Consider the following 17234-nt stretch of genomic DNA (forward strand, 5'->3'; position numbering starts at 1 on the left):
GGTCAGCACTCGCTTCGGCCCCATGGCGAACAGGACCGGCGCTTCGTCCTCCCCTTCGCTCGCCGCGATGGGCGCGCCGCCCGCCTTCTGGTTGCGCACCAATTCTCGCAGACGTTCTCCCTCCGCTTCGGAAAGATAGCGCAGCGTGATTTCGTCCTTGCCGCCCGCCCCGGTTTCGAACCGCACTTCCGTCAGGCCGAGCAGGCGCGGGATCGGCTTCTGTTCGAGGCTGACATCCTGAATGCGCTCGTAGGGAACCGCGCGTGCGGTGCGCGACAGGAGCCCGCTTTCGACGCGGATATCCGCGTGGTTCACCGTGTAGGTAAACCGCAACCATTGCGCGTAGGCGAGCGCGAAATTGAACGCGATCACTGCCAGCACGATGGGCAGAAAGTAAGCGAGCGCATCCAGTTCGCCATCGCGAAAGATCGAAAAGGCCAGGAAGCCGAGCGGGATCACCAGCTGGCCCAGCAGCGTCACACCGCTCACCGCGAAACTGAGCGGATCGGTCCGGCGGGCCTCGCCGTCGGCGGACAAAACAGCCTCGTTCACTGCGTGTCGCGCCGGATCGCGGCGCGGATCGTTTCGCGCATCGCCAGCGCGTCTTCGTTATTGAGGCCCGGCAGCTGGACCGACGCATTGTGGCTGCCCGCCGTGTGCACGGTCAGCGTCGCGATATCGTAGGCTCGCTCAAGCGGGCCCTGATCGACGTCAATATGCTGCACCCGCCCGAACGGCACCACCGTGTCCGAATGGAACAACAGCCCGCGCACCACGCGCAACCGCTCCTCGCCCAGCGCATAGCCCCGCGCCGACCAGCGCCGCTGCGGCACCCGCAGGATCAGCAGCGCGGCGAAGATCAAAACCGGAATGACGAACACGCCGTTCCAGCCGGGAACGGCAAATTCCGCCACCAGCGCCCCGACCAAGAAGACCGCGGACCAGATGCTGGCGACGATGCGCAGCACGGTGCGATAGGCGGGGTCGAGCGGAGTGAGGTCGGCAGGCGTCAACTCGGGGGGCGTGGTCATTGCGTCCTATCTATCTAATACACCCGGCGCAGGCAACACGCGTCTCAGCGCCTCTGGTCGAAACGCCGACCGACCAGCGAAGCGGCGATATTGGTCTTCTGCACGTCGGTGGTCCCGCCCGCTATCCCCCAGGCGAATCCGTCGCGCACGCGCTGCTCCATCCCGTATTCCTTGTGATAGCCATAGCCGCCCATCACCTGCATCCCGTCGGCAGTCACCGAGCGCGCGATCTCGTTGGCGAAACATTTGGCGACGCTGCTTTCGTAGACGCTGGGAAGGCCGTTTTCCTGATATTCGGCATTGGCAGCGGCGCGATAGATAAGAAGGCGCGCCGCCTCGACCCGCATCGCCATATCCGCGAGACGCAGCTGGACCGCCTGGAAATCGACGATCGGCTTGCCGAACGCCGTGCGCTCCTGAACGTAGGCGGTCGCCTGCTCCAGCGCACCTGCCGCGAGGCCAAGCGACTGGGTCGCGTTGCCGCAGCGTTCGAGGCCGAAGGCGCTCATCAGCTTCCCGAACCCGCCCGCGCCGACGATCAGATTGTCTTGCGGCACGCGCACCGCGTCGAAGGCGATGTCGCGCGTTTCGATGCCGCGAAAGCCCATCAATTCCTCGCGCTTGCCGAAACCGACGCCCGGCATGTCCTTGTCGACCAGCAGCGCGCCCACGCCCTTCGCTCCCGGTGCGTCGGACAGGCGGCAATAGACGACATAATAGCGCGCGTGCCCCGCGCCGCTGGTCCAGCGCTTGCTTCCGTCGAGGATGTAATGGTCGCCGTCCTCGCGCGCACGGGTCGAAAGATCGGTCAGCGCGGTGCCCGCATCGGGTTCGGACATCGACACGGCCACCGTCGCTTCGCCCCTCACGACTTGAGGAATAATCCGTTCTTTGAGCGCTCCGGACCCGAACCGATCGACCGTGCGCACCGGCCCCACCAGCGCTTCGAATACCGGGAACGCCACTGCATTCGAGATCATGGCGAACTGTTCGAGCACCAGAAGCGCTTCGAGATGGCCGAGCCCCAGCCCGCCATATTGCTCGGGAAGATTGACGCCGAGAAACCCCATCTCCCCATAGCGCCGCACCATGGCATCGGGGACGGGAAAGTCCTTGGCCTCCATCTCGCGCGCCAGATCCGGCAATTCTTTAACGGCAAAGGCGCGCGCCGCATCCTGAAGCTCGCGCTGCTGCTCGGTAAGCCGAAAGTCCATGATGCTCTCCCTCACCCTGCCCATGCCGCTCACGAGGGGCGAAGTCGAGAAGGCTTGAGACAGTCCGGATGACCGGTTCCGCACTTGAAGAGCGATTGAGACGAAATCGGTTCCAACAGGCGGGAACGATTGGAAGACACCGCTTTGCCGCTCGAAATTTATTCGTTAGACGGCGCGCATGCCCCGCAGCACCACCTCTTCGGCCGATTTCAGCGCTCGCCTGTCCTTCTGGCTTCTCAGCGCCTTTCTGGTGATTCTCTGGATCGCAGGCGGTGCGTCGCGGGCCGATGTTTCAGGCCAGGCCGTGGTGCGGTTCTTTGCCTGGATTTTCCTCATCGTCTTCGTTCTATTCTCGGCCCGTTTCGATTGGCGTCGGGTCAAGCCGATCGCGATCTTTCTCGGGCTGGCGATCCTGCTCGTCTTCCTGCAGCTTGTGCCGCTACCGCCCGAGGTGTGGACCGCGCTGCCGGGCCGCGAATTGCTGAAAGGTGCCGCCGAAGTCAGCGACCAGCCGCAACCATGGCGACCACTGTCGATTTCACCCAGCGCAACCGCGAACGCGCTGGGATCGCTGGTAGTGCCCGCGCTCGTCCTGGTTCTCTGCGCGCAATTGACGCGAGACCAACACCGGCGGATTGCGTCTATTCTGCTGGGTTTGATCTTCGCGGGCAGCCTGCTGGCGCTGCTACAGTTCTCGGGCGCGAATTTCGATAATCCGCTGATCAATTATCAGGACGCTGCGGTTTCCGGAAACTTCGCTAACCGCAATCATTTCGCCCTCTTCGTGGCGATCGGATGCTTGCTTGCGCCGCTCTGGGGCTTCCGAGGCGTAGGGGCTACACGGTGGACTGCGATCATCGCCTTTACCCTCCTACCTTTCTTTCTACTTGTGGCGCTGGCGACAGGCTCTCGCGCGGGCGTCTTGCTGACTGCTTTAGCCATTGTGGCAGGCCTTTTCTTCAACCGCGACGAGGTGAAGCGCCAATTGCAAGCTTTGCCGCGATGGGCCGCGGGTGCGACGGTGGGTTTGGCGATCGTCCTCCTCGTCGGTGCCGCAGCCCTATCCTTTAGCTTGGGCCGGGCCGTATCGATCGATCGCGTCTTCGTTTCGAACGCTGGGGAAGATCTGCGCGCACAAGCCCTGCCTTCCGTTATCGAGACCCTTATGCGCTATTTCCCGGCCGGATCGGGGTTTGGTGCGTTCGATCCAGCCTACAGGATCGGGGAGGTCGATGCATTGTTGCAACCGCGATATTTCAACCATGCGCATAACGACTGGCTCGAAGTCGTTCTGGACGGCGGAGTTCTTTCAGCGGTGCTGCTTGCGGCCATCATTATCTGGGTAGGCATATCCGCAGTCCGGATTTGGCGACGGAAAGTGCAGAATGCAGGATTGGCGCTGCCGGGCGCTTTCGCCGTGGTGCTCATCATGCTCGCAAGCGTTCCAGATTATCCGGCGCGGACCCCAATGATAATGGCGCTGCTCGTAATCGCGGCGGCATGGCTGCACTTAGGCTCAGGTTCATCATCGGATGCGTATCCGGCAGATCGCCCACGGCCTTAACTTTACCTTCCCGAACGTGCGATCTATAGCGAGCGCGCCATATCCTCCTAACGGACGTGACTATTTATATGCGAAATTTGACTGGCTTGGCTGCGGCGGCCTGCCTGCTAACAGCTTGCGCAGGGACACCGCCTATTCAGTCGGCACCGGGATTGACGGTGATCGATGGTCAATCTGCTTTGCCAGCGCCCGATCGGGGCGATTTGGCGGCGGAGGACCGGATCGCACTGGTAGGCCCATTGGATACGATAACGGTGAATGTCTTCGGAGTTCCCGAGCTGAGCCGGGAAATGCAGGTCGATGCTGGTGGGCGTATCGCAATGCCTCTCATCGGCACGATTGATGCCGGCGGCAAGACGCCGGCCGAACTCGCCAGGGACGTCGAAAGCCAATTGTCCGGCCGGTACGTGCGCAACCCGAACGTGACGGTGAATATTGTGAGTTCGGTCAGCCAAGTCGTCACCGTCGACGGTCAGGTCGTCGAACCAGGTCTGTACCCGGTCACCAATCAGATGACCTTGCTGCGCGCAGTCGCCTCCGCTCGCGGCCTAACCGAATTCGCCGATCAGGACGATGTGGTTATTCTGCGCACGGTCGGTGGGCAGCGGATTGCCGGGCTCTACAATATCGGCGCTATCAGACGCGGGCTTTACGAAGATCCCGCACTCTATGCGAATGATTTGGTCGTGGTAGGTGACAGCCCTCAACGCAGGCTGTTCCGCGATTTCGTTAGCGTGGCGCCGTTGCTCGCTTCTCCCGTCATAGCATTATTGCAATAGTTCGATCGGATTTATGAATAGTCTTTCTTCCCATTCCGATCCGTTTCGGAACGCGCCTGAAGGTTCGGCCCCGGGATATACCAATCCCACCGAGCAGACTGGGCCGTCGATACTCGAGCAATATCTTCGGATCGCTCGGCGCTGGCGCTGGGTGATCCTGGGCGCGATCGCTGTCTGCGTGTTGCTTGGTCTGATCGTCACCTTGCTGATGACCCCACAATACACCGCGACCTCGACGGTTGAAATTTCCCGCGAAGCCGATCGCGTTACCAATATCGAGGGTGTCGAGCGCGAAGCGACCGCTTCCGATCAGGAATTCTACCAGACCCAGTACGGCCTGCTGCGCGCACGCTCTCTTGCCGAGCGCGTGGCGAGCGAATTGAACTTGGTGGACGACCCGGAATTTTTCGAAATGTTCGGTTTCGACGGTTCCGGCGATCCCGCATTCGAAATTACGAACGAGCGATATTCCGCTGAAGGCAGGGCCGAACGTCAGCGCGAGGCAGCGGATATTCTGCTGACCAATGTGACTATAAACCCGACCCGGCTCTCGCGCCTCGTCGATATCAGCATGACCAGCCCCGACCCGGCTTTCTCCGCGGAAGTCGCCAATTCGTGGGCCGAAAATTTCATCACGACCAATCTGGAGCGCAAGGTTCAGGCAACATCCTACGGTCGCGATGCGCTGCAGCGCCAATTAACTGAATACAAGGAGCGGTTGGACGAATCGCAGCGACAATTGGTCGCTTACGCTTCCGATCAGGAAATCGTGAATCTTCCATCGGAAGGCGGCAACGATGGTACGAATACGCAAGAACGCCCCATCGTGGTCGACAATCTCGCATCCCTCAATGCCGCTCTGAATGAAGCCACGGCCGATCGTATCGCGGCGGAGGCGCGGTTCCGGCGCGCAGGCGGCGGCGGAAGCTCGGCCGAAGCGCTGAGCAACAATGCGATCAACAATTTGCGTCAACGGCGCGCCGAACTGAACGCCGAATATCAGGATCTGATGATACGCTTCGAGCCAGGCTACCCACAGGCGCGGGCCATTCAATCTCAGATCGAAGCTCTCGATCAGGCGATCGCTCGTGAAGAATCGCGCGTTTCAGGTTCAGTCAGAGCCGAATACCAGCAGGCAGAAGCGCGTGAGCAGGCGCTTCGACAACGTGTCAACGCGCTCACCGATGAATATCTCGACGTCCGCCGTCGTTCGATCCAATACAATATCTACCAGCAAGAGGTCGATACGAACCGCGCACTCTACGATGGATTGCTGCAACGTTTCCAAGAGCTTGGCGTCGCGGCAGGCGTCGGCGTCAACAATATCGCAATCGTCGATACCGCCAACGTTCCGGAGCGCCCTTCGAGCCCCCGCCTGCTTATCAATCTGCTCGTTTCGCTTCTCGCTGGCATCGGCATCGGTGCCGCGCTCGCCCTCGCGCTCGAACAGCTCGACGAAGCGATCGCTGATCCGTCGGAAGTACAGCGCCGCCTCGGCCTGCCTCTTCTGGGCACGGTGCCGAAAGTGGATGAGGAGGAAACACCTCGCGATGCTCTGCTCGATCGCAAATCGGAAATGGTCGATGCCTACATAGCGGTGCAGACCAATCTGGCCTTCACTACCGAGCATGGCGTTCCGCGCTCCTTCTCCGTGACTTCGACAAGGCCGGCGGAAGGCAAGTCGACGACTTCGCTTGCTCTGGCCACCATGCTTGCACGTTCGGGCAAACGGGTGATCCTGCTGGATGGCGATATGCGTTCGCCTTCGGTGCATCATCTCGGCAATGTCAGTCACGATCGTGGAGTGAGCAATTTCCTTGCAGGCGATGAAGACTTCACGGGTTCGATCTTCCGTATGGACGATTTGGGTATCGACGCGATGAGCGCAGGGCCTATCCCTCCGAATGCTGCGGAATTGCTTACCGGCGACCGGATGCGGGGCCTGATCGATCGGCTGCACGAAAAGTATGATCACGTCATCGTCGATTCTCCGCCCGTCATGGGACTCGCCGATGCTCCGCTGATCGCGGGACATGTCGAAGGCGTGATCTATGCCGTGGAGTCGCACGGCATCCGTTCCACACAGGTCAAGACAGCTCTCGGAAGACTTCAGGCGGCACATACCCGTGTGTTCGGCGCCGTGCTCACCAAATTCGAAGCCCGCAAGGCTCATTACGGCTATGGCTACGAATACGGCTACGGCTACGGACGAGATACGGACACGAAGGCTGCCTGATGGCGCTAAGGGGTAGCAAAAGTTCTGGGAAGCGCAGCCGCGATGGCGGCTCGGCAAAGCGGTCGAGCCGCGAATGGATTGCGCGTGGCGGGCTGGCGCTCGGCCTTGCGGTGCTGAGTTACATCGGTACCGCGAGCAGTTTGGCCCATGTCGTTGTCAAGGCCGATCCTGCGCAAGCCCATCTCATGGCGCCTGACAACGGCGTCATTCTGGCCGATTATGCTCAGACTTCCTTCACTCGCAGACCCGTCAAGGAAGCGAACTCCGCCCCCGCGAATCTGGCTCGAGAGGCTTTGCTCGCTGAGCCTACGGCCGCCGATGCACTGACCGTCCTTGGCTTCCAGGCCCAATTGCGCGGAGATACGGCACAAGCAGACCGGATCTTCTCATATTCCACCGCCATATCGCGGCGCGAATTGCGGCCCCGCCTGTGGGCGATCGAAGAATCAATAGCTCGCGGAGATATCGCCGGCGCTTTGCGCAATTACGATATCGCGCTGCGCACATCCAACGATGCGCTCGGCCTGCTCTTTCCTTCCCTGACCGCTGCGCTGGCCGAACCGCGTATCCGTGCTGCTCTGCTCCCCGTCCTAGATTCCGATCCCGTGTGGAAGGATAGTTTTCTCGGCTATATCGCGAAGACCGGCATTGAGCCTGAAGGCGCGATAGCCTTATTTCGGGAGGGCCGCGCCATTGGTCTTGAGGCGTCCGAAGATGCACAAGCCAATCTGGTCAACGCGCTTTTCGGACAGAATAAGCGTAGCGAAGCATGGGCCTATTACCGGACCTTTCGGTCCGGAGCTCGCCGCGATCTATCGCGCGACCCGAATTTTGCGCTCAATACAGCGGTTAAGTCGGTCTTCGACTGGCAGACGGGAACCGACATGCGTCTTTCCGCGGCGATCTTGCAACAAGGAAATCGTGGAATCCTCGATTTTTCGGTTCCGCCGAGTGTCGGGGGCGCACTTGTCAGCCAGGCGCAGTTGCTTCCCCCCGGTCCGTATCGTCTCGAAGGGCAAAGCCGCGGGATCGATCAGCCTGAACGATCACGACCTTATTGGTCTCTGACCTGTCAGGACGGACGCGAACTCGGTCGCATTGTGCTTCCTAATTCGGATCAAGATTCAGGCCGCTTTACCGGTCGATTCGACGTTCCCGCAGGATGCGTATCCCAGACCCTTACGTTGGTAGCGCGATCGACCGACGACATCATGGGTGTCAGCGGCCAGATCGAGAAAGCAAGGCTGATTCCCCTGTCATGAAACTTTTCGCGCCCACGATCGCCCTGATGTCTTTCGCCGTTCTGTCCACACCCTGCCTGGCGCAGTCATTCCCAATCGACCCCGGTGCGCGCCAGTCAGAAGCGAAAAGTCAGGGAGAAGGGCTCGGCGAAACGGCGCGCACCGCCGATGCGGGTAATGGAGAAATCGGTCAGCGCCAGACACGAGACGATGTCGCGCCGAACGTCGAGCCGCTCGGCAGACTCGACAACCGGATCGAGAATCGCGTCCAGAACCGTCTGCGCAACCGCGTTGATCGCAATTACGACGCGACGGCGAACGCGACGGCGCCGTTCGAACGCGCACAGACAAGAACGCGCACTGCGGTCGGTCGCCGTCCCCAATGAACTTGCTGGCCAGGGCAGCACGTCCCTGGCCTCTACTGACTAAGCTAAATCTTGCAGGCAGCCGATGGCAAAGCGCGCACGGTCGCTTTCGTCGGGATACGCCGTTTCGACTTCGTCGCGCGTAAGCTGTGCATCTTCCGCCGATGCGCCAGCTCTCGCGCGTTGATCGTACAAGGATTGCGCTTGCGCGAAGGCTTTGAGCTGTTCGTCGGACAGGGCCCCACGCATCCGTCCCTCGATCGCTTGGAGGGCCAGGCTGCAAAGGGTCGCACGGTATTGCGGAGACGCGGACTCGTCGATCTCGTCACTGCCAACCGTCAGCAGACGCGCGATGCGCTTATCCTCTTCTGTAAACGTGCGCTGCTGCGAGGTTTCCGTTTTCTCTTCCGGAGCTTCGCTCGACGAGCAGGCGCCGACGATACTTAAAGCGATCAATACCGGAAAATGCGCAATTTTTATCATCGCAGCCGTTTAGCAAAACAGGCGACCTTACCAAACCGAATTCAGCCTGGCGATCGACAGGTCCGTTCTCCTCAGACCGAAAAGCAACCGGCCCTCTTGTCCGGCGAGAATGGTGCTGCTGGGGAGGATTGAACTCCCGGCCTCACCCTTACCAAGGGCGGGCATCGGGACGACTGCGTACATTCATGGACTTTTCCGCCCCTAGAAACCGTGCGTTATTGAATTTTCACGTCCGTCGTCGTATTTCATGGAAGTTTCATGGAGTGCGAAAGTGGCGGACCTCAGCAAGATCGGCGAACGCGATGGCCTGAAGAGCCGCAAGGGCGATGAACCGCACTGGCAGCGGCTGCGGCATGGCTGTTATGTGGGCTTCCGTCCCTCGAAGCGTGGAGGCCGAGGAACTTGGTTTGCGCGCGCCTACGATCCCGACACGTGCAAATATAGCCGCAAGGCTCTGGGGGATTATGGCTCATTCGTGGGGCATGAAATCTTCTCACAGGCCCGCAAGGATGCGGAGCGATTCGCCGATACCGTGCAGAGCGGCGGTCTTCTGGTGGAGAAGTTGGAGACTGTCGCTGATGCCTGCCGGTCTTATGCGAAGGACAAGCCACACGCTGCTGAGGGCATACTGAAACGGACGGTCTATTCCGATGCCATCGCCAGCGTGAAGCTCGACAAGCTTCGCCGCCATCATCTTCGCGCGTGGCGGAAGAGGCTGGAAGAGACCCCTGCGCTCATTAGCCGGAATAAGGCAGGCGAGACGCGCACTAAGGCCCGCGCCGCCTCGACCGTGAATAGAGACATGGTGCCATTACGCGCCGCGCTGTCACAGGTGCTGTCACCCGGCGCGCCAAACACGGATGCCGCGTGGCAAGAAGCACTGCGGCCCATTCGTGGCGCGGATCGACGGCGCACGCTTTACCTCGATCGCGATGAGCGCAAGCGATTGCTATACGCCTGCGAAAGCGAAGCGGAGCCGTTCGTTCGAGCATTGTGCCTGCTTCCACTACGGCCCGGCGTGATGGCAAACCTCGTTGTGGGCGACTTCGACAAGCGCACCCGATCGCTCACCATCGGTAAGGACAAAAACGGGCATCCCCGGCAAATCAGCGTTCCCCCATCAATCTCTGATTTCATTCAAGAGCATTCAAAGAATAAGCTTCCAGCCGCCCCGATCTTCGCGCGATCGGACGGGAAGGCTTGGGACCGAAACACATGGAAGCACCCCATCAAGCAGGCTGTCGCAAAGGCGAATCTGCCTAGCGGGGTCGCCGCATATACTCTGCGCCATTCCGTGGTGACGGATCTGGTAAGGGCTGGCTTGCCTGTTCTGACCGTCGCACAGCTCGCTGGAACAAGCGTAGTGATGATCGAGCGACATTACGGACACTTGGTCCGCGACGACGCGGAGAAGGCGCTGGCGAGCTTGGCGCTATGATAATTCGAATGCGATCGTCTCGATGATCGCAGGGAGGGGCAAGGGTAGCTCCCTGGCGCGGAACTCCGCCCGCGCTGCCCCTCCCGACTTAAGCGGAGCGCCTGCGGAGTGGGCAATGGATAACGACGAAGATTGGAAATTGTGGCGGCAGGCCATCACGCCCTTATCAACGGATTTTCTTCGCTTTGCGCTAGAAGATAGAAATGCATGGTATGCGACTGATGACCCTGAACAGAAAACGCGTGAGGCGCGGTCTTTCCTACAAAATCTAGCCCGCGCGATAAGTGAGATCGGCGGGAGCGAGATAATCCGGTCGGCTATCACAAAACCAGACGGAGAAAGTCCTCGGTCCGAACACATTGCCGCTCTGAGGGAGCGTATTGCTTTGGCTGCCTGCTTGTTCGAAACCGTTGATCGGCGGGGCGAAAATCATTCTCTGCACGCAGCCGAAAGAGAGCTATTTTACCTGAGCCAAGGTGATAGTCCCCGCCTCTTTGCTAAGTGCGGAAAATCAGGAAAAGCCAACAACGCCTTCAGACAAGCGGAACATTGGCTTCGGGCATCCGAGTGGGTCGCCTTTCTAAGTCAGAGCGCAGATACGAAGGACGAATGCTACGACGTGGTGAAAGAGGCTTATGGGGCTACTCGTGCAGCTTTAGAATCTTGGCCATCACAGGCGATTGCTAAGCTCGGCGCAGATGCAAAACGTCGGATCGAGCGCGCTGCCTCTAAGGGCGCAGGCGACTTTCGATTCGAAACAGTCGAAGAAGCGTGGAGCGCCCTACGGAATGATGGGGATGCTTATCTGCGCGAAACAGGGTTTGCAAATCCAGAAAATAGAAAGCTCAATTTTCCGCCAATATCGCTGTCGCAATTTTCGGAGAACTTTGAGCAATCCTAGATCATTACAATCGCGACAGCCGCATATGTATTTGAGTGTCCGTTAACAACGACGGAGCATTCAAATGCATCTTCCTACCGACAAGTTGGCCTATCATATCGACGAGGCTGTAGAAGCTGGAGCCGGGTCGCGCTCGGAAATCTATGAGGCCCTTCGCGACGGCATCCTAACTGCGAAGAAGCGCGGACGCCGGACGATCATCCTGCGCGACGAGCTCTCCCGCTATCTCGCGTCCCTCCCCGATTATTCGTCGGAGGCGGCGTGATTTATGGTCGCTGTCAGAACGGGGATGCACACCCCTGAAAAGCGGCGGGACCGCATGACCGGAACATTGACGGTCAGCGATCCCGCTTTCGAAAGCCTTGTCGAGGGGCTTGGTCTTGAAGGTTCTGAATTACACGAAGCACGGCGTTTCGCCAAGTGCTTGGCGATCGAAGCGGGACGGTTTGAAATCGCTCGCCGCCGCGCCGGTCTATTCGGTTCGCAATTCATAAAGAAGGCCGATGCGGCACAGGCACTAAGGGCCGAACTGGCCAGGGCAGGTTTCGCATGATCTGCTGCGATAAGGATTTCGCCGCCGCACTGGAGCCATGGGATGGGCGCTGGTTCGTGCCTCTCCCGCCCTCTGGGCCGCAGTTCGTTTCGATCCATCAACATACGGCTCTCCAAATCCTGCGGGGGCGAGACGGCATCAACAATGCCGACGCCAGATTCCTTCAGGTGGTGGCCACGCAAACCGATCGCCTGAGCGAATTGCAGCAATGCCTCCTGACGCGCCTTTCGATCGAACATGACGAAAGGATCGCGGCATGATGTTTAGCGGAAAAACGCCCGGTTGCCTGTTCGCGATCTATTATCGTGCACCTCGAACCATGCTTCCGGAAGAGCGGGACGCAGCCCGCATCATCTTGGCCGAGATGCCTTTTCAATCGTCGGATAATCTAAAGGCGCTCGAAGCTGTCGCTGGCGGCTTGATGGTCACTCCTGATGAAATCCGCCGGTTCTGGGACTGTCATGCTGCTTTCCTCCGAGCGATGGAGGCTTGCGCATGACAGCTCTGATGAATTTGGAGGAAATCCGCGCAGCTAATCCATTGCCTTCGGTCGCTGGTGGTGTCGTGAAGCTGAAGCGTGCGGGCGGAGAGTGGAAAGCCTGTTGCCCGTTCCACAGCGAGAAAACCCCCTCCTTCACGATCTATGGAAATGGACGCCGCTTCATGTGCTTCGGGTGCGGGGCCGAAGGCGATGTGTTCGATTTCGTGTCGATGCTTCATGGTGTGGGGCTACGCGACGCGGCGGTGATGCTTGGCCAAGGCGAAGTCGTCACGACGCAGATTGCCCCGCTCCCGTCAGCTAACGGCGCATCGGATCGGGTGGAGGAAGCTCGCGACATCTGGCGTGCAGCACTTCCGACGATGGGCACGCCGGTGGAAACCTATCTTCGGTGGCGGGGCATCTCGATACAGATCCCCGAAACCATTCGCTTCGCCCGGCTGCGATACGGCAAGAGGGGGCGGGAATATCCCTGCCTCGTCGCTGCCGTCACCAGTCCCGAAAATAAGCTGTGCGGTATCCAGCGGACCTACCTCGCCGATGATGGGCGGGGAAAGGCCGATGTGCCGAAACCGAAGCTGTCCCTCGGTCGTGTCCGATGCGGCGGGATACGTCTGGCCCCGGTCTCTCGCAAGCTGGTGGTCACGGAAGGGCTCGAGGATGGACTTGCCATCATGGAGGCGCTGCGTCTCTCGGTGTGGGTCTCATGTGGCGCGACAATGCTCCCCTCGATGCGCTTTCCTGACTTCGTGCGGGACGTAGCTATTGGCGGCGACAACGACGAAGCGGGTCGGGCGAACGCCGCTCAGGCGGCAACCGCTTTCAGCGAACGGGGGCACGGCGTTACGACGTTCTTTCCCAGCGCCCCGTATAAAGATTTCAACGACGAATTGAAGGAGTCGCGCGCATGACGGCAGCGACGATGAAGGCCGCGTTTGATAACGCGCAGACGGTTTCCGCCTGGGGCATCCCCGACATGTCGGTTCTGAACGAAGGACGGCGCGATCCGGTGGCGATGCCAGCCGATCTGTTCGGACCAGCATGGCCCCTTCTCCAAACCATTGCGGACGGGGTTTGCACCGCGCCGGACTATCCGGGGATGGGGCTTCTGACCGCATGCGCAAGCCTCATAGGCGGGAAGCGCCGGGTGCGTCCTTACCAGACGGCGGCATGGGCGGAGCCGTGCATTCTATGGTGTGGCGCCGTCGGCGATCCCAGTGCGCGCAAGTCCCCCGCACTCGATCAGGTTACCGGGCCACTCAGACTGCTGGAGCAGGCTAAGGCCGACGATCATCGCGACGCGTTGCGCGATTATCAGGAACGCAGCGAGTGGAGTAAGCAAGCCCGTAAGCACTGGCAGGACAGTATAGCTAAGGCTGTGAAGGATGGCAGCGACCGCCCTGCAATGCCGACCGATGCAGATGAACCGGACGAACCTCAACGTCGTCGCACGCTGGTGATGGACAGCACACCTGAAGCGCTCGGCTCAATCTTAGAGGGTAATCCTCAGGGCATCCTTTCATTCCGCGACGAATTGGCGGGCTGGCTGATGTCCTTCGACCGATACTCGCCCGGTGGTCGTCAGTTCTGGATTGAGGCCTATGGTGGGAGGCCATTCGTCATTGATCGAAAGGGATCGGCGAAGGGGCCGATCTCGATCCCCTTCAACGGTGTGTCGGTCCTCGGCGGTATCCAGCCGGCCAAGATGGCCGACGCTCTGCTGTCTTCGCCAGATGACGGCCTTGTTGGCCGGTTCTTGTGGGCGTGGCCGGAGAAGATGCCTAGCCTTCGGCGTCCGCGCGAAGCTGCCAATCTCGACCGCCTGCACGCTGCCTACGTCAAGCTCGACAGTCTTGAGTGGGCACGCGATCAGGAAGGCAAGGACATCGCTGCAATCCTCCCGCTCGAAGCTGACGCCGCCGATCTGTTTGAGGAATGGCAGGCGGACAATGCGTCGATCGATCAGGATTCGTCCGCGCTCTACAAGAGCTTCGTGGGCAAGATGGACGGTGCCGTTCTGCGGCTGGCGCTGGTGGGCGAGTTGATCGCATGGGCCTTTACCGACGTGCCCGAACCTCGCTCGGTGTCGGCCCGCTCAATCGCAGCGGCGGTCACCTTTGTGGACGATTACGCGAAGCCGATGGCAGAGCGGGTCTATGGTGACGCTGCCCTTCCGACTGTCGAGCGGCACGGTGCCCTTCTGGCGCGGTATATCCGCAAGCTCGGGATGCGGCGGATCAACCTGCGGGACCTGAAGCGGTCGCCCCATAAGTCCCGGTTGGCGGCACTGCGGAAGGCCGATGACATGCGGGCCGCTGCCGAGTTCCTCGTTGATGCCGGGTGGTTGCTGCCCGCTCCGGTTCGTGATGGCGGCACACCCGGTCGCGCCAGCCTCGACTACAACGTCAATCCTGCGGTGCTGGAGACCGGGCAATGAGCTGGAGAGAGAGGGCCGAACGGATACTGAGGGAAGGGGACAATAGGGACATTAGGGACAAAAGCCCCTGTGAAGCACCAAACGTCCCTATCGTCCCTAACGTCCCCGGTGTCGCGGTCCTCGATCCGGCTCGCGTTCTGCGGACGTGGCACAAGCGGCTGTCGGCACTGGATGCGCTCAAGCCGCCTGCCTGTCTGTCCTCTGCCGAATGGGCAGACCTGTGTGATGATGCGTGGTGGCTATACGAGATCCATGGGAGCTACGCGGTGCGCAACGGTTGGGGCGCAGAAGGTCTGTTCGGCGTCCGTGTCGATTATGCGCCTGGCGGCGGTCTGGCACAGGTCCTTCGCCGGAGCCGATCGCTAGAGTTCGACGGCCCGATAGCCCATATGACGCGCTTCGGTGTCGCTATCACGCGGAACCCGGCCTGTGGCTATGGCCTGCCATTGATTTGGGAGATGCAAACAGGTTGCTGCGAGGCTTGAACATCCGTTCATCTGCTTCGTTGAACGCATTCACAGTGTGATGCCCGCTTGTCATTTTGAATGCGCGATTGATGGACCTTTAATTGACGGTAACAGTTCCGATATATACGAAGCTCGTTGTGTCACCGTGTTGCAACGTGAATGGAGGCGTTGATGTGTGAAAATTCGCGAGATCAGGTTGTGCAGATGCCCGGCATGCACACTCGCATGCCCTTCGCATAACACGCTGTAACTGTATCACAATTTGTAGGAATTTAGTCATGACTGACTATGGCACCCGCCTCGCCGCGTTCACTGACAAGCTGGCGAATCTCGACGTTCAAATCTCAGTGAATGAGGACGGGGTTTACACCGCCTGCTCCTCGAGCGAGCCGCGCTTCTGCTTCGATGGCTATAGCCAGAAGGAGGTCGCTGCTCGCACGATCGATGCGTTGAAATCTTACGCTCGGGTCTATCACGACCTGCACGATTTACATTTCAGCCCTCATAGGGAAGATGTGCCTCCCCCGCATATCAAATTTGAAACCTCAAGGCCTTTGTCAAAGCTCGCTCTCGCGGTTGCGTAATGCCTTGGGCTCGAATCCCGTGCGACAAACTCGCAACCATCAACCTGTTTGGATATACTCTCGAACACGAGGATGGTCGTAATCTTTGGTATCGGGATGCAGACGGCGAGTTATTTTGCGTAGATCGTCATGCGCCCCGCTTCTTCTTCGATAGCGTAGGCGAAGCAATGCAAGCCGGTGCGACCGCCGTAAGGATAACGAGCGAGCGTGAAGCAGAGGAAATGGACGATTTAAATGCGCAAGCTGAGGCCGAAGCCAATTCAATGAAAGAGGCAGAAGGTTCAGAAGAAGCAGAGTAGGTCCGCAGATTTTGCCAACTGAAGACATGAGCATTACGCTCAACTGACTGAAGAAAAACGAATGGCCCGTTGCTTCATACGAGGCGACGGGCCATTAAAATAGAGGCGGGATAGTGGTTAGGCGTTCCAATGCGCGGGCTGGTGCCAGCGTTCGCAATCGTCCTCGAACTCGATTTGCTTGTGAGCAACGAAGCCACGAAACAAGGCGTTCGGGCCGCTGCTCCCGCGATCGTCACTTGCCTCGCAATAGTCGCTGTCTCCATCCTCTCCGGGATCTGAAATTGGACAGCCGGGGAACGGGCCAGCGACTTCGCAGCCTGTCTGATAATCGTCCTCTGCTCCAGTGCCGTCCAGTTCGTCGCCATTGGGCTCAAGGTCAGGGTCGGGGTCCATTGCGTCCAGGCGGTCTATTAACTGCTCACAAAGATCTGCGAGCGCGTCACGTGACAGTCTGCGGACAGCGCTTTCCAAGAGCGCGGTGGAGGGGAGGGCCGAAGCCCTCCCGGTGAATTGCACGCCCACGATCAGGCTTCCTTCGGCAGAAGGGTGGCCGCGTCGGCAGCAAGGCGCGCCGCGATCTTGTCAGCCGTGGGCCAGTGCTGCCCTTTGGTAAACGAGGATTGCGCTGCGAGCTTGAACGCCAGCGCCGCCGCGTCAGGGGCCGGGTGCAACATCATCGCATCGAACGCTTCACCCTCCGCAGTCGCCAGCCGTTCGGTTGTGGCTTCATGCGCCTCGCATTCGGGGCTGTCGTATCGGTGTGGGTTCTTGATCGCTTCGTGCGCCTTCATCGCCTCGGCGGCTTCGTCGTAGGCCCGGCAAAGCGACTGCCAACGAACGGATGCGGGAACGGTCAGTGCGCCGTCAGGCAGGGTTCGGATCGCCGCCTTGACCTGTTCACGTCCGCCGCGCGTATCGAGCTCCCAGAGCATCGCCTGCAATCCATCGGGTGTTGGCACCGGGGCGAGCAATGAAACCTCGCCTTCGATATTCGTCCAGCCGCCGCCAAGGCGCTCGTAATTCCTAAGCCAGCTTTCCGGCTCGAACGTGCGGGACGGGGCGTTGCCGTCGAGCTGGCGAAGGCCATTGATGACTGCGCCGATCATGGAAACATCGGGGAGGCTGTCAGGATCACGCCAAGCA

The 17234-nt window shown here is 60.0% G+C and carries 21 protein-coding genes; 15 read left to right on the plus strand and 6 right to left on the minus strand.

Annotated elements, in window-relative coordinates; genetic code table 11:
• The 3 genes from A3736_RS09750 to A3736_RS09760 all read right to left on the minus strand — a co-directional run.
• Window positions 1-537, minus strand: a 537-nt coding sequence (locus A3736_RS09750) for a PH domain-containing protein (RefSeq protein WP_233999340.1), incomplete at its 3' end; no start/stop codon positions are given.
• A gap of 11 nt (window positions 538-548) precedes the next feature.
• Window positions 549-1031, minus strand: a complete 483-nt coding sequence (locus tag A3736_RS09755) for a PH domain-containing protein (protein ID WP_067682373.1) — start codon at window positions 1029-1031, stop codon at window positions 549-551.
• Between the two features lie 44 nt (window positions 1032-1075).
• On the minus strand, window positions 1076-2245 hold the full coding sequence (locus A3736_RS09760) for an acyl-CoA dehydrogenase family protein (RefSeq protein ID WP_067682376.1): 1170 nt from the start codon (window positions 2243-2245) through the stop codon (window positions 1076-1078).
• A 178-nt stretch (window positions 2246-2423) separates the two neighbouring features.
• Between A3736_RS09760 and A3736_RS09765 the strand changes: the two genes are divergently transcribed.
• From A3736_RS09765 to A3736_RS09785, 5 genes are all read left to right on the plus strand, one after another.
• Window positions 2424-3809, plus strand: a complete 1386-nt coding sequence (locus A3736_RS09765) for an O-antigen ligase (RefSeq protein WP_067682379.1) — start codon at window positions 2424-2426, stop codon at window positions 3807-3809.
• A gap of 158 nt (window positions 3810-3967) precedes the next feature.
• Window positions 3968-4588: a polysaccharide biosynthesis/export family protein gene (locus tag A3736_RS09770; RefSeq protein WP_233999343.1), complete on the plus strand. Its 621-nt coding sequence runs from the start codon at window positions 3968-3970 to the stop codon at window positions 4586-4588.
• Window positions 4589-4601: 13 nt separating this feature from the next.
• Window positions 4602-6824, plus strand: coding sequence for a GumC family protein (locus A3736_RS09775; RefSeq protein ID WP_082851426.1), 2223 nt, complete (start codon window positions 4602-4604; stop codon window positions 6822-6824).
• Between the two features lie 110 nt (window positions 6825-6934).
• Window positions 6935-8086 (plus strand): hypothetical protein, encoded by a 1152-nt coding sequence (locus tag A3736_RS09780; RefSeq protein WP_156502067.1) that lies wholly within the window; start codon window positions 6935-6937, stop codon window positions 8084-8086.
• A complete protein-coding gene (locus tag A3736_RS09785) occupies window positions 8083-8451 on the plus strand; it encodes a hypothetical protein (protein WP_067682388.1) in 369 nt (122 codons plus the stop codon). Before A3736_RS09780 ends, A3736_RS09785 begins: the two co-directional genes overlap by 4 nt.
• Window positions 8452-8490: 39 nt before the next feature.
• Here A3736_RS09785 and A3736_RS09790 read toward each other — a convergent pair whose 3' ends face one another.
• Complete coding sequence (locus A3736_RS09790) at window positions 8491-8913, minus strand: hypothetical protein (protein WP_156502068.1); 423 nt, start codon at window positions 8911-8913, stop codon at window positions 8491-8493.
• 271 nt (window positions 8914-9184) lie between these two features.
• On the opposite strand from A3736_RS09790, the gene A3736_RS09795 reads away from it, so the two are divergent.
• The 10 genes from A3736_RS09795 to A3736_RS09840 all read left to right on the plus strand — a co-directional run bounded on the left by A3736_RS09795 (window position 9185) and on the right by A3736_RS09840 (window position 16091).
• Window positions 9185-10351: a tyrosine-type recombinase/integrase gene (locus tag A3736_RS09795; RefSeq protein WP_233999341.1), complete on the plus strand. Its 1167-nt coding sequence runs from the start codon at window positions 9185-9187 to the stop codon at window positions 10349-10351.
• A 115-nt stretch (window positions 10352-10466) separates the two neighbouring features.
• Window positions 10467-11252, plus strand: a complete 786-nt coding sequence (locus tag A3736_RS17110) for a hypothetical protein (protein WP_156502069.1) — start codon at window positions 10467-10469, stop codon at window positions 11250-11252.
• 64 nt (window positions 11253-11316) lie between these two features.
• Window positions 11317-11517 (plus strand): hypothetical protein, encoded by a 201-nt coding sequence (locus tag A3736_RS09800; protein WP_067682405.1) that lies wholly within the window; start codon window positions 11317-11319, stop codon window positions 11515-11517.
• Between the two features lie 66 nt (window positions 11518-11583).
• Entirely contained in the window at window positions 11584-11805 is a 222-nt protein-coding gene (locus tag A3736_RS09805) for a hypothetical protein (RefSeq protein WP_156502070.1), read from the plus strand.
• Window positions 11802-12065 (plus strand): hypothetical protein, encoded by a 264-nt coding sequence (locus tag A3736_RS09810; protein WP_067682411.1) that lies wholly within the window; start codon window positions 11802-11804, stop codon window positions 12063-12065. Before A3736_RS09805 ends, A3736_RS09810 begins: the two co-directional genes overlap by 4 nt.
• Entirely contained in the window at window positions 12062-12304 is a 243-nt protein-coding gene (locus tag A3736_RS09815; RefSeq protein WP_067682414.1) for a hypothetical protein, read from the plus strand. The genes A3736_RS09810 and A3736_RS09815 overlap by 4 nt, the downstream gene beginning before the upstream one ends.
• Window positions 12301-13215, plus strand: coding sequence for a CHC2 zinc finger domain-containing protein (locus tag A3736_RS09820; RefSeq protein WP_082851427.1), 915 nt, complete (start codon window positions 12301-12303; stop codon window positions 13213-13215). Before A3736_RS09815 ends, A3736_RS09820 begins: the two co-directional genes overlap by 4 nt.
• Entirely contained in the window at window positions 13212-14741 is a 1530-nt protein-coding gene (locus A3736_RS09825; RefSeq protein ID WP_067682419.1) for a DUF3987 domain-containing protein, read from the plus strand. The genes A3736_RS09820 and A3736_RS09825 overlap by 4 nt, the downstream gene beginning before the upstream one ends.
• Window positions 14742-15486: 745 nt before the next feature.
• Window positions 15487-15792, plus strand: a complete 306-nt coding sequence (locus A3736_RS09835; RefSeq protein ID WP_067682425.1) for a hypothetical protein — start codon at window positions 15487-15489, stop codon at window positions 15790-15792.
• Entirely contained in the window at window positions 15792-16091 is a 300-nt protein-coding gene (locus tag A3736_RS09840; RefSeq protein WP_067682428.1) for a hypothetical protein, read from the plus strand. The genes A3736_RS09835 and A3736_RS09840 overlap by 1 nt, the downstream gene beginning before the upstream one ends.
• Before the next feature lie 117 nt (window positions 16092-16208).
• Here the strand turns inward: A3736_RS09840 and A3736_RS09845 are convergent, their stop codons facing one another.
• Both A3736_RS09845 and A3736_RS09850 read right to left on the minus strand, forming a co-directional pair.
• Window positions 16209-16613, minus strand: a complete 405-nt coding sequence (locus A3736_RS09845) for a hypothetical protein (protein ID WP_067682431.1) — start codon at window positions 16611-16613, stop codon at window positions 16209-16211.
• A gap of 2 nt (window positions 16614-16615) precedes the next feature.
• Window positions 16616-17234 (minus strand): hypothetical protein (locus tag A3736_RS09850; RefSeq protein WP_233999342.1); only part of this gene is annotated, 619 nt, incomplete at its 5' end.

Source organism: Erythrobacter sp. HI0063 (assembly GCF_001635685.1).
Classification (GTDB): Bacteria; Pseudomonadota; Alphaproteobacteria; order Sphingomonadales; family Sphingomonadaceae; genus Qipengyuania.